Here is a 12,920-nt window from a genome sequence, read left to right as displayed (position 1 = left end):
CCGGATTTCCAACGTTAATTTACTAAGTATCTATTCCTCAGCAGCCGCAAGGAGTTCTTCAATAGGCCACGGAAGTGGATTGTTGAACTTTGTCCAATCCTGCTTCAGCTCCTCCGCTGTCAGCAGACATCTGTCCAATCTGGCTTCGAGTTGTGCCTGATCTATATTTACACCGATAAATACGATTTCATTTATTCTATCGCCCCACTGCTCGTCCCATTTTGCCCGCAGCTCAGGTTCGCTTTCCAGCACCTCCAGCTGCTGATCCTTAGGCATTGTAGCCAACCAGTAACCAGCAGGTCCGAACTGAATGGAAGGTCCTGCCTGACTTACAGTAGCTGCAAGATCACCTTTTGCCGCTACCCATGCCACCCCTTTTGCCCGAACGACCTCTTCCGGCCAGTTGCTAAAGAAAAAACTTAATCTTTGCGGGTGGAACGGTGTTCTCCGGCGATAGACGAAAGAAGAAATCCCGTATTCCTCCGTCTCAGGGGTATGGGTCTCTTTATTCAGCTCCGCGATCCAACCAGAGGATAAGCTTGTTTTCTCAAAATCAAACAATCCGGTATTTAGAATTTCCTTTGGATCTACTACACCGTTAATTGTACGGATCAGCTTAGCAGACGGCTGAAGCTTACGCAGCACAGCTTCAAGCTTATTGAGTTCATCTTCTTTCAACAGATCGCACTTATTAAGCAGCAAGACATCACAAGTTTCGATCTGATCAATAAGCAGATCCACAATATCGCGGAAATCCCCTTCTCCAGCCGTTTGGTTGCGGTCCATCAGACTATCACCTGAGGAGAAGTCATGCCAGAAACGCCCAGCATCCACAACAGTCACCATCGTGTCTAATTGAGCAAGCGAAGTCAGATCAATATCCAACTCGGGATTGGCATAGGTAAAGGTCTGTGCTACTGGCACAGGTTCGCTAATGCCTGAGGATTCAATCAGGATGTAATCAAATCGCCCTTCCGCAGCCAGTTTTTGTACTTCGACAATCAAATCATCACGAAGTGTACAACAGATGCAACCATTGGACATCTCAACCAATTTCTCTTCAGTCCTGGAAAGCGTATTTCCGGACTTCACCAGATTCGCATCCACATTCACTTCACTCATGTCATTTACAATAACAGCTACTTTAAGACCGTCACGGTTGTGCAGAATATGATTCAACAATGTTGTTTTCCCAGAGCCCAAATATCCACTGAGCACGGTAACAGGGAGCTTTTTCAACTATATCACTCCTATCGTTTATAAAATCAAGATTAAAAACATCCGCCCTTAACGGGTTTCGCGATGTAAGGTTACTCTCTTAAGGCGTGGACAATATTTTTTCATTTCCATACGCCCTGGATGATTTCGTTTATTCTTGGTAGTGGTATAGTTGCGATCTCCTGTCTCCGTACATGCCAGAGTTATGATTACTCTCATCGTTTCCATCTCCTTTTGATTAAATCGTAATAATTACGATTAACACATCGTACACGGTTTATTCACAATCTGTCAACTATGATCTTGTAAAAATTTCAACTCTCTTAATTTTGTGGTCTTTCTGGTGGACAAATTACGTATAGATGGAATTATAAAAAATATGATTCTTGTAATTCCTAGAGAATCAGGCAGGAGTGGAGATCATGAAGATACCAGTAATTATTTTGAGCGGGTTTCTGGGGAGCGGGAAGACAACTCTGCTGTTGTCCCTGCTGAAAGAGAGCAAGGTAAGAGGGCTGAATCCAGGAGTAGTAATGAATGAACTGGGCAAACGAGATGTGGACGGGTATATTTTGCAGGAGCATACCGGTACAGCTGTAACTAAACTGCTGGACGGATGCGTATGTTGTAGCCGTAAAGAGGATTTGGCAGATAGCCTGATGGTGCTGCTGAGAGGACGTCCAGATGCCATTTATATGGAGTTGAGCGGCGTCGCCGATCCTGAAGAAATCGCCAAAACGTTGCAGGAAACTCCTCTACAGGATCTGGTGGAGCTGCACTATACCATCACTCTGTTAGATGCGGAAAATGCTCTGGAATATAACAGCAGACTCTCCTCTGACAAACAGCTCGTTCGGACCCTGCGTAAGCAGCTTTCCACAGCTGATCTTATTGTCGTTAATAAAAGTGATCTCGTAGAACCGGAAACCTTATGGCGAATTGAAAAGGGAGTTCGTAAACAAAATACGGAGGCTGAAATTGTGTACACCCATTACAGTGAAATCAACCTGTCTCCGATATTGTCAGGAATTATCCCACGTAAAATCATAGCTCCGGCTCCGCAGCGAGCGCCTCAAACCTTCAAAGGAGCATCACTGAAACAAATGCATTCAGAGCATGGGGGAACCGCTGTAAAAGAGCTGCATGAGGAGCAGCATGCTTCTTTCTCGCAGGTAACAGCCATCACGTTAACCATTCCGCAGGTAAGGACAACAATGCCTTCTAAAGAACGCTTAGAGGCCTTCTTTCAAGAATGGGGTGACAACCTGTTACGTGCCAAGGGGCATATTCTTTTGTCCGAACAGGAGCCGGTTCAGCTTGTTCAATATGCGGGGATGCGTACTACCTGGGAAGCCTCTCGTTATCCTGGTATGCCATATGTGGTGTTCATCGGGATGAATATAGATGAAGAACAGCTGGCAGATCGGTGGTCCGCCTTATTCGAGTTTTGACTACCTTTTCACCATTAAAAATACTGCCGTTGCTCCTCCCGATCTCTTTTCTGATTATCATTGGTTTTGTATGGCTGCCGAATCATCTGGAACTGTTGGATAATGCGTACATCGACACCTTCAAAACCGCTTTTATCGGCATATTGCTGGAAGCCTTGCCGTTTGTATTAGCAGGAGCATTGTTATCTTCACTGCTTCGCGTCTTTATCCCGGATGAAATGATTTCCCGGTGGATTCCGCGGCGACCTCTTCCGGCTATTCTGTTCGCATGTCTGCTCGGAATTATTTTTCCGGTCTGCGAATGTGGAATGATCCCACTCGTCCGCCGGCTTATCCATAAAGGTATGCCTGTTTACGTGGCTATCGTGTTTATTTTGTCCGGACCGATCCTAAATCCTGTCGTCTATGGGGCGACCATGACAGCATTTCGCAGCCACTCGGAGCTGGCCTATGCCCGTATGGGTCTGGCGTTTGTTGTAGCCTGTCTCATAGGCTTGATAATCTACGCAACGGTCAAAAAATCTCCCATCCGCCTAAATGTTCAGCGTGAAACGGGGGAAGCTCATCACAATAATTCTCGCGGGGGAAAAATAGCCGCTGTTTTCGTCCATACCTCAGATGAGTTTTTTGAGATGGGGAAATATTTAATTATCGGCTGCTTGTTAACCGCTGGTATTCAGACATTTATGGTTCAAGACAGTCTGGCCGCGATCGGAGCTAAACCGCTGGGGTCATATTTCTTCATGATGGGACTGGCATTTGTGCTCTCGCTCTGCTCCACCTCAGATGCCTTTGTAGCTTCCACCTTCGTACATTCTTTTCCATCTGGGGCTCTGCTCGCTTTTATGGTATTCGGACCCATGCTGGATTTCAAAAATTCATTGATGTTGCTCTCACTGTTTAAGACCAAATTCGCTCTTTATTTGTTCTTTCTGATCTTCGCAAGCGTGTTTGTTGGGGCGGTATTCATGTCCTTGTGGCTGTAATTCATAGAGGTGGTAAGCTGTTGCTTACAACATGGGTAGGAGGATAGAGCATGAATGACTCTCGTAGCATCCGGTTTCACTATTTGTTAAGGGCGGTCATTCTGCTCGCTTTCTCCCTCTATATCGGGCATCTGGTACAGCAGGACGCTTTGCATTATTATGTAGCTCCTAAACTGGCACGCTGGGTTCAATTATGCCCAATCCCGCTGACACTTATGGCGCTCAGTCTGACCATACAGGCTTTATTTGGCAAAGGTAGTGTTCTCTGTGACTGCGAGCATCGGCTCCCACATTCTTTTTTCAAAAGTACAGCGCTATATGGATTATTCCTTTTTCCACTGCTGCTCGGATTTCTTCTTCCTGATCGCGCATTGGGAAGTATGGCTGCTGCTAAAAAAGGAATCTCCCTATCCTCCTTGCCCACTGAAGCTAAAAATTCCGCGAGATTCGAGTCCATTGATCCTTACCATGAAGAGCTTACTGAGCTGGCCAAGATCCTTTATGCACAACCTGTGGTCCCAGTTTATTCGGCGATTTTCTCCGAAACTTTAGGTGCGCTTGAGCTGTACAAACAACAATTTGCAGGCAAAGAAATTACTATTTCCGGCTTTTTATATCGTGATCAAGGTGAACATTCAGAGAATTCTTTTGCCATAGGTAGATTTCTGGTCCAATGCTGTACTGCCGATGCTACACCTTTTGGGATATTAGTGGATTCCGGCAAGCTAAAAAGCCTGCCTACCGATACCTGGATAGAGGTTCGGGGCAAGCTTCAAGTTGTTCCCTATAAAGGTCAAGAAATTATGCAAATTAGTGCAGAGTCTATTACACCTATCAAACAACCCGTAACACCTTACATCTACACCAGTCCTGACTCTATCACCGCATGGAAGGAGCTAGAAGGCTCAACTAAGATTACTAAATAATCGCATCTAGCTCATCCTCATCATTCTCAGACTTATTAGGATTAAATACTTCTACCATAATACGAGCTGGAATACAGATAATTTGCTGTTTGGGTCTTGAGATGAACCCCATTTCCAAAGCAATTCTTAAGGGAGCATCAGAATAGGTCATTTGGATTCCATAATCAAACACCTTTAGCGTATTGTGGCCGAATTTCGTTTGAATATCTATAATTTGTTCTTCTTTAGTCAAAGAAACGGTTTTGTACTCTTTACCGTCCACCGTAATTATAGCTTTCAAATCCCCTTGCTGATACTGCTCATTGCTGCTGTCCCACCACTTCATGCCATAAATCAAGCCCGCAGCTAACAAGGCTATCACAATAATTAAAATATCCCCGCGCTTCATTGTTAGCAAGATAAGAATCCTTTCATGACAAATAATATACGTAATGATTACGATTAATATCAATATATTAATCATAACCCTATTTGTCAATGATGCTCACCTAAACGAATTTGGGCAGACCACTCTCTTAATACCCGGTCGAGCTCTTTTATCGAGATGGGTTTAGAAATGAAATCCTGCATTCCAGCACTAAGACACATCATCTTATCTTCATCTCTGGCAAAGGCTGTAGCCGCAATGATGATTGGATTCAGCCCAAGCTTCTCACGTATGATTCCCGTTGCTTCTATTCCATCCATAATAGGCATCTGAATATCCATAAATACCAGATCATAATGATTGGAAAGCACAGCCCGAACTGCTTCCTCACCATTTAAGGCGATGTCAGGAACATATCCCCTCTTTTTCAGATACGCCTGCATAAGCTGCTGATTCACAGGATGATCTTCAGCAATAAGAATGGACATCGGTCCATATTCACCGGTAGTTAACTCTTTAACAGTGGATTTATCATTTCTGACCAAATCTGTTGAGGCGTTGACGGTCAATTTCTGATCCCATTCCTCTTTGGGTAGAGAGACCTCCACTGTAAAATAAAACTCCGAGCCTTCATCCTCACAGCTATTTACACCGATAGATCCGCCAAGAAGCTCGGCCAGCTTTTTACTAATGGCAAGTCCAAGCCCTGTACCGCCATATTTACGATTGATCGACGGATGCAATTGCGAGAAGGATTGAAATAATAGACCTTGGCTGGAAACTGGAATCCCCAACCCAGTATCTTTTACGACAAATTTCACGATAAGATTTCCGGATGCCTCTGAGGCTTCTAGCATAACAGAGATACTGATTTCACCTGTCTCCGTAAATTTCACTGCGTTCCCAACCAGATTTACGAGAATTTGACGCAATCTCGCCCCATCAGTCATGATGACGGCTGGAAGCTCAGGAGATAACTCGCTAGTAAGTAAAAGCCCTTTTTCCTTAACTTTCGGATAAAACAGTTCACAAACGTTCTGTATCACTTCATGTAAATCCACCATTTGCAGCTCAAGCGTCATCATGCCTGCTTCAATTTTGCTGAAATCCAGCACTTCATTCAGAATATGAAGCAATGCCTCTCCGCTTTTGTTAATGATCTGTGTGTAGTAGCTTTGCTCTTCATCCAGCTCCGTCCCCGATAAAAGATCAGCCATCCCAATAATACCGTTCATAGGCGTACGCAGCTCATGGCTCATGATCGCTAGGAACTCCGATTTTGCCCGGTCCGCTTCCTCGGCAGACTCCTTCGCCCGCACAATCTCCTTCTCCTCCGTGATATCACGAAAGACGACAACCGCCCCAATCCGTTCACCACCATCAAACAGTGGGGTCATTCGATATCTGACTAAAAAGCTTGAACCATCCTGCCTCCAAAACACACCCTCCCTATCTTCAATAGTGAGATTATTGGAGCGCGAAGGAAGCAGCGTCTTCTGAATTCCTGTAAAAGACTCGTTATCCAGCCAGGTTTGGTGAATCGCATGAAATTTGCTGTTTCCCCACTCAGTAGGATCGAAACCCAACATAGTAATGGCTGCTGGATTAATGAACATCGTGTTGCCTTCAAGGTTCATCCCAAATATGCCCTCAGAGACCGAATTCAAGATCAGCGCATATTCGTTACTTAATTTCTGTATTTCTTCAAAATGACGCGTACGTTCCCCAATATCGCGGGTTACACAGACAAGCTCTTGATTCCCGCAGGTCTCAGAGTAAATATACCGCAGTGTCGTTTCTGTCCAAATACAGGTTCCGTCTTTGCAAATAAACCGGAGAATAACAGGCTCAAGCTTCTTCCCCTCCATACAATTGCTGAGATATGAAGTTAATTTGATTCTGTCCTCCGGATGTATGTAATCAATCCCTCTAGTTCCGCACATTTCTTCTGGTGCATAGCCAAACATAGTCTGGCAGATGGGTGAGGCATACAGATAGGTAAAGCTCCCGTCCGCTGCATTACGTGAAATGAAGTCCATAGAATTTTCTGAGATCAGACGATAGTTCTGCTCACTTTCCCGCAGTTGTTCTTCCATTCGTTGACGTTCGGTGACATCCTGGGCTATCCCGCTGATCTGCAGCAGTCTTCCTTCTTCATCCGTAATCACTTCCCAGTGCGCATCCAGATATTTCAGCTCTCCATCCGCACTATGAATACGGACCGTTACTTCGCCATTAGTCCCATTCTCCATGGATTGATGTACTAACCGTTCAAGTCTGATGAAATCGTCAGGATCAATGCAAGCAAAAACACGTCTGTAATCAAAATAAGAATGATTGCTCTCATCTTCCAAAAAGCCAAAAATATTACGCATTTCTCTGGAAACCGTCAGCCGTGATTTTGTCATGTCCCATTCCCAGGACCCCATCTTCGCAAGGTGTTGCGCTTTAGCCAGCATATCCTCGTATTTCTTGCGCTGAGTAATATCGCGACCAATGGTTAGTATCTGTTTAACGTTCCCCTGCTCATCACGTACCACTTGGGAAGAACTCTCGATCCACAAATAATGTCCATCTTTATGACGGGCTCTACGAGTAAATACGTCCGTATCGGAATATATCTTACCTTGTTCAATCATCTCTAGAGCATCATCTACGTGATAATACTCGGGTCTTTTAGTACCTATCATTTCTTGTGCAGAATAACCTAACAGCAGCTCCACTGAGGGAGATACGTAGTGCAGTGTCCCGTCAGGATCGCCAAAAGAAATCATATCCGGTGTATTTTTCGTAATCAAATTATATAACTGCTCATCTTCATGAATCTTTTGTTCAGCAAGTTTTCGGTCAGTGATATCCGTTAACTCAGAAATCAGGACATAGGGTTCACTGGAGTTCTCACGATAGATTAAAAATATATGTTGGGTTACCCAGATGATTTCGCCATCCTTACGCAAGAACCGCCGTTCTTTCTCCAATGCAGTCCCAGGCTCAGCTAGCAAATCGTTCAGGATAACGGAATGATCGTTATTAGTTTTATCTTCCGGATACACAAGATCCAGATAATTTATATTCAAAAGATCTTCTTCTGCATAACCAAACATTTGGCATAGCGCAGGATTCGATTGTAATAACGTCCCGTCCTTCGGAGAGACTACCGCAATCCCGATAGAAGACCGTAAGTATAGCTGTTTAAAAAGAAAATCAGACACCTGTAAGCCTCCTCTTTTGAAAATGGGGGACTATATTAACAAACTTGTAATAATTTCAGTATACCTTTTTTTCGGTAAATAAGCTTGATAGTTGAGTCCTAAATGATAGACTGGTAAATTTCGCAGTAAAACTCCGCAAAAAATAAACAGCAAGTCTCCCTCTGAAAAGGAAACTTGCCGTGTGTGCATGTTACAACTCTAAAGTCCTATTCTATTATCAAATTTTCCAGCTGAAGCTTCTTAATTTTCTTACGGATAGGTGCACCAATAATTAAAAAAACAAGACCTAAAAAAATCAACATACCGCCCATTATTACGTTTACCATACTGAGATTCTGTGATGAAAAAGAATAATTTATTACACCAATCATCACATTAAATAGGCCTAAAATCAACTCTAACCACATTACAGATTTCCATAACCTGTTGATTCGCTTATAGTGTTTTATTCTGGATTCCAGATCTGTGTAAATATCAAACGGACCTTCCACTGACTTCTTTCTAAGGTAAACCCAGCGCATGTAAGTACTTACACAATCTATACCGTTTTCCTCTAAAAACTTGATATATTTGATGCTATCCGGATGATCCGGCAAGTTATCTAAAAGCTCAATTCTATACGTGTACTCATTATTGGGGGTCTCTGTAAACACATATTTGCACCAAGATAATTCTGATAGAGCCATCCCCTTCGCAGACATTTCATTAAGCCACTTTTCTTCCTTCTCATAATCCCAAATCAGCTTGCGAACCACATGTTTCATTTGGACTCACCTCCAGCTATTCTCTTACCATTGGCTATCAATTCTTCCAGACGGATGATCTCTCCCTGAATCACTGTCTTTCCTAAGCCGGTAATTTCGTATTCTTTTCTACGAGAACCTTGCTCCCCTTCCACTGCTTTTATCCAGCCTTTTTCCAGTAAAGTGTTAAGTGCTCCGTATAAAGTGCCCGCGCCCAGATCAACCCGACCGTTACTTAAGTCCTTCACATTCTGCATAATTGCGTATCCGTGCATTGCTGTATATAGAGACAATAAGATATAAAATACAGCTTCAGTTAATGCGCCTCTTTCTGTGCTTTCAGGCATCATTTCATCCCCATTCTATTACTGTTGTCGATATATCGGCTTCCGTAATACCATTATTACGGAAGCCGATATAATTGTCAATACAAAAACACCCATTTTTTTCATCGCAGCGATTATGAGCGCAACAAAAAAACGCCTAGCACTTAGCTAGGACGGATTTGTTGGGGGGCTACTCAGCAGCTAGATACTCCCACCGTGGCACCTATTCCTTTCTCATTATGAAGTATCGGACTGAGATGCCGCTATTTCCGAAAAATAGCGTGTTTCAGCTTACGTTCGGACTCAGATGCAGCTATTCGTCTCCAAACACTCGCTTTTCACACGATTCCTTAGCAATAAGCGCTATGCAGTCCGAAACCTCTGTAAAATGTGCCAAAAATCAATAATAGCGGCCATACGGTCCGTTAGCAGACACTGTTCGCACAGATTCTAAAACTACAAAAGTCTATACAAAAAAATAGGCCAGATAAGATATGTAAAAAAAGAACATACCCAACCTGACCTATTCTTTATTTTGTTCTGCATAGTTTTTATGGTCTCTCTTTTGAGGCATTTTCAACCATGACACCTAGTACATTTTTAAACGTTTGAAGATCCTGTTCAGAAATATTGGTGATCGTATCATCTTTAAACTTTTCGGCAACTGGCAGTAAATCGAGATAGATCTGTACTCCCTTATCTGACAATTCCAACTGCTTGACTCGCTTATCCGCATGGGTGCCAGAGCGATGCAAGAAACCCTCAGATTCCAATTTTTGAAGCAGCCTTACTACGCTGGGCTCTTTTATAGACATTTTATCTGCTAATTCTCTCTGGGTTATGGATTCACTGGTATAGATGTAATACATCGCAATCCATTGGCTCCGGGTCATATTATACGGCCGAAATTCCTTTTCCAAGGCTTCCGCGAATATTTTTGCACTACGGTTTGCAATAAAGGCCATACAGTCATCTAAATTAAACACTGTTTACACCAACCAATCCCAACTGTTTTATCTTAAAATAATCAACTCTTTTCTAATTTATTATAGCAAAATATATTAAGGAAGCTGAACATACTTTTCAAGTGATCACATAGTTCATTTATTTAGGCTGCAGTAGGGGATCCGTCTCCTGAGATACATAGAACAACTTATCCTTGATGCAACGCCCCAATTCCTAAACCGAATGCAGCTTCATGAATTACTTCCCCAGTAGTTGGATGGGCAAAGATTGTCTGTGTAATCTGTTGTTCCGTAAGCCCATTGGCAATCGCAAGTGTAAGACTACTAATCAGAGAAGACGCATCGGGACCAATGATAGACCCTCCCACAATCTGTCCGGAGCCATTATCTTTGATTAATTTGATAAAACCTTCCGGTTCATTCATTGTCAATGCTTTTCCGTTACTTGCAAAAGATACCTTACTCACACGATAGTCCAGCCCATTCTCCTTACATTCATCTTCCAACAGCCCGACGCTGGCAATCTCTGGAGAGGTGAAAATTACATTCGGTACCGCGGAATAATGCATATCTTGGGATTCACCGAGTAAGGTGTTTACAGCCGTAATGCCCTGATGTGAAGCAACATGAGCAAGCTGAATAATGTTAGTTACATCGCCAATCGCATACACATTTTCTACATTCGTACGCATTTGTTTATCAACGGCAATACCTTTACCACGTTCATTTAGTTGAATACCTGCTTTTTCGATATCCAGACCCTCTAGGTTAGGCTCGCGTCCAATAGCGACCAATACTTTTTCACTAACTAGCAGATGCTCACCCTCACTATTCTCATAGGTTACAATCGCCTGACCATCATCCGCACGTTGGATTTTGGAAACTTTGGAGTTGGTATGAATATGAATCCCAGCCCGCTGAGCTAAACACATAATTTCTACCGAAATATCACTGTCCAGCATCGTTAGCAGACGGTCCATAAATTCTACAACATGAACTTCAACTCCTAGGTTACGGTAAATGAAGGCGAATTCCATGCCGATAACCCCGCCACCGATGATAGTTATTACCTTTGGTAACTCTTCGCAGGCGAGCGCTTCAGTACTGTTCATTACAAATGGCAGATCAATTCCTGGGATATTCACCTTGGAAATCCTCGAGCCTGTTGCCACAATGATATTTTTTGCTGAAATACGGTAACTATTTTCGCCGGTTACCTTCACTTCATGCGCCGATAGGAACGAAGCGTGGCCGCGAACAACCTGAACACCGTTTTTTTCCATTAAATAACCAACGCCGGAGACCAATTTCTCTTTGACTTCATTTTTACGACGAATAACCTGCTTCATATCCACTTGAAGATCAGATCCTGTTGTTATACCAAACAAAGAGGAGTTTTTTATTTCATGACAGATTTCAGATGATTTGACTAAAGATTTTGTAGGGATACAGCCAACATTTAAGCAGGTACCTCCTAATTCTTCTTTCTCAATCACCGCTACCTGAAGTCCTTTTTTTGCTGCATAAATAGCGGCAACGTAACCTCCTGGTCCTGCTCCAATGATAAGCAAGTCAGGGTTTATAGCATGAGTTTGTTGCACGGCGACTGCAGGTTGTGGGACAGATGATTGGACCGGAGCCTCCACCTGGATCGGATTTACTTCAAATAAGACTTGATTTGAGGCAATCTCGCTCCCCTCTTCAAATAATATATTGATAATAATACCCTCTTCTGCCGCTTCAATCGATCTGTTGCCTTTTCCAGTTTCAATCTGTACCAAGGTATCTCCTGCAGATATCTTGTCTCCGATATTTACATTTATCTTGCCTGCTTTCCCCTTTTTACCACCTGGAATCATAGACATTTTTATTTCCATCGTTATGCTCCTCATATCCTTGAGGGGACTCATAAAGAGCCCCCTCAAGCGAATGTATTAGTGAATGACTACGCCTGCTTTTACCAGCTTCACACCGTTAGCAAGACAATCTCCAACAGGACATGTCTTCTCGATAAAGTCAGCAAAAGCATCTGCCTTTTCTTGGCTTTCGTTGGTTTTAAAATGCATAACAAAACGAATTTCTTGGAAACCATTTCTCACATCTGCAAGACCCATGAAACCATCCGGATCTAAGTCTCCTTCAAGTTCAACATAAAATTCTTCGAAGCTAAAATCGTTAGCGTCTGCAAAGGCACTAGCGACAATGGACTGACATGCACCAAAGGCACACAATAACGCCTCGACGGGATTCAAACCAACATCGGTCCCCCCCAAATCCTCTGGTTCGTCCATAATAATCTTAAAACCTCTAGAATTGGTTTCAACTTGCATTCCATTAGGCAGTTTTTTAGCTGTCGCTTTAAAAGTAGTTAACATATGTATTACCTCCTCCTTAAGATTGTGAAAATAATAACATAGTAATCGGTGAATATCAATACTTAGCTAAGTAAGTATTTTTTCGAAGAAGAACTCGAACCTGATTCAATAAAAAAAACAGGTTTCCAATCTACCTGAATAGGTAAATCAGAAACCTGTTTTTGTTGATAGGATGCGGTCAAGAGGACTCGAACCTCCACGATATTGCTACCACTGGCACCTGAAGCCAGCGCGTCTGCCAATTCCGCCATGACCGCATATTATGTAACTGGCGACCAAAACCGCCTGTACATAATACTATACTCCCTCTGCACTTAAAACGCAAGGTTTTTGTGTTTTTGAAATAGGCTT

Annotated in this window: 12 protein-coding genes and 1 tRNA gene; 3 read left to right on the top strand and 10 right to left on the bottom strand. The window is 43.0% G+C overall.

Annotation, left to right across the window (positions count from 1 at the left end; translation table 11 throughout):
* Positions 1 to 30: 30 nt before the first annotated feature.
* Positions 31 to 1,239, bottom strand: a complete 1,209-nt coding sequence (locus MHI51_RS10525; RefSeq protein ID WP_076276360.1) for a GTP-binding protein — start codon at positions 1,237 to 1,239, stop codon at positions 31 to 33.
* Between the two features lie 48 nt (positions 1,240 to 1,287).
* Entirely contained in the window at positions 1,288 to 1,437 is a 150-nt protein-coding gene (rpmG, locus tag MHI51_RS10520) for a 50S ribosomal protein L33 (RefSeq protein WP_076098468.1), read from the bottom strand.
* Between the two features lie 203 nt (positions 1,438 to 1,640).
* Between rpmG and MHI51_RS10515 the strand changes: the two genes are divergently transcribed.
* From MHI51_RS10515 to MHI51_RS10505, 3 genes are read left to right on the top strand one after another with little or no spacing between them, the layout of a single operon-like run.
* Positions 1,641 to 2,669, top strand: coding sequence for a GTP-binding protein (locus MHI51_RS10515; RefSeq protein ID WP_076276361.1), 1,029 nt, complete (start codon positions 1,641 to 1,643; stop codon positions 2,667 to 2,669).
* Complete coding sequence (locus MHI51_RS10510; protein ID WP_076276362.1) at positions 2,666 to 3,655, top strand: permease; 990 nt, start codon at positions 2,666 to 2,668, stop codon at positions 3,653 to 3,655. Before MHI51_RS10515 ends, MHI51_RS10510 begins: the two co-directional genes overlap by 4 nt.
* Before the next feature lie 50 nt (positions 3,656 to 3,705).
* Positions 3,706 to 4,581 (top strand): TIGR03943 family putative permease subunit, encoded by an 876-nt coding sequence (locus MHI51_RS10505; RefSeq protein ID WP_076219883.1) that lies wholly within the window; start codon positions 3,706 to 3,708, stop codon positions 4,579 to 4,581.
* On the opposite strand, the gene MHI51_RS10500 is transcribed toward MHI51_RS10505, so the two are convergent.
* The 8 genes from MHI51_RS10500 to MHI51_RS10465 form a co-directional block, all read right to left on the bottom strand.
* A complete protein-coding gene (locus MHI51_RS10500; RefSeq protein ID WP_036679457.1) occupies positions 4,574 to 4,969 on the bottom strand; it encodes a NusG domain II-containing protein in 396 nt (131 codons plus the stop codon). The two genes, MHI51_RS10505 and MHI51_RS10500, sit on opposite strands and share 8 nt — an antisense overlap.
* Before the next feature lie 86 nt (positions 4,970 to 5,055).
* The gene (locus MHI51_RS10495; protein WP_076219884.1) at positions 5,056 to 8,160 is read right to left on the bottom strand and encodes a PAS domain-containing hybrid sensor histidine kinase/response regulator; all 3,105 of its coding nucleotides are present in this window, start codon (positions 8,158 to 8,160) and stop codon (positions 5,056 to 5,058) included.
* A gap of 206 nt (positions 8,161 to 8,366) precedes the next feature.
* Entirely contained in the window at positions 8,367 to 8,924 is a 558-nt protein-coding gene (locus MHI51_RS10490) for a DUF2812 domain-containing protein (RefSeq protein WP_076276364.1), read from the bottom strand.
* Positions 8,921 to 9,250: a PadR family transcriptional regulator gene (locus MHI51_RS10485; protein WP_076219886.1), complete on the bottom strand. Its 330-nt coding sequence runs from the start codon at positions 9,248 to 9,250 to the stop codon at positions 8,921 to 8,923. The genes MHI51_RS10490 and MHI51_RS10485 overlap by 4 nt, the downstream gene beginning before the upstream one ends.
* A gap of 530 nt (positions 9,251 to 9,780) precedes the next feature.
* Positions 9,781 to 10,215, bottom strand: coding sequence for a MarR family winged helix-turn-helix transcriptional regulator (locus MHI51_RS10480; RefSeq protein WP_076133667.1), 435 nt, complete (start codon positions 10,213 to 10,215; stop codon positions 9,781 to 9,783).
* A gap of 167 nt (positions 10,216 to 10,382) precedes the next feature.
* On the bottom strand, positions 10,383 to 12,071 hold the full coding sequence (gene lpdA, locus MHI51_RS10475) for a dihydrolipoyl dehydrogenase (RefSeq protein WP_405173847.1): 1,689 nt from the start codon (positions 12,069 to 12,071) through the stop codon (positions 10,383 to 10,385).
* 57 nt (positions 12,072 to 12,128) lie between these two features.
* Complete coding sequence (locus MHI51_RS10470; RefSeq protein ID WP_076125055.1) at positions 12,129 to 12,569, bottom strand: OsmC family protein; 441 nt, start codon at positions 12,567 to 12,569, stop codon at positions 12,129 to 12,131.
* A 173-nt stretch (positions 12,570 to 12,742) separates the two neighbouring features.
* Positions 12,743 to 12,826, bottom strand: a tRNA-Leu gene (locus MHI51_RS10465).
* Positions 12,827 to 12,920: the final 94 nt, after the last annotated feature.

Source organism: Paenibacillus sp. FSL H8-0260 (assembly GCF_045040625.1).
GTDB classification, from domain to species: Bacteria; Bacillota; Bacilli; order Paenibacillales; family Paenibacillaceae; genus Paenibacillus_AQ; species Paenibacillus_AQ odorifer.
Note: the sequence above shows the minus strand (reverse complement) of the source record. Positions and strands in the feature narration are given on the sequence as shown.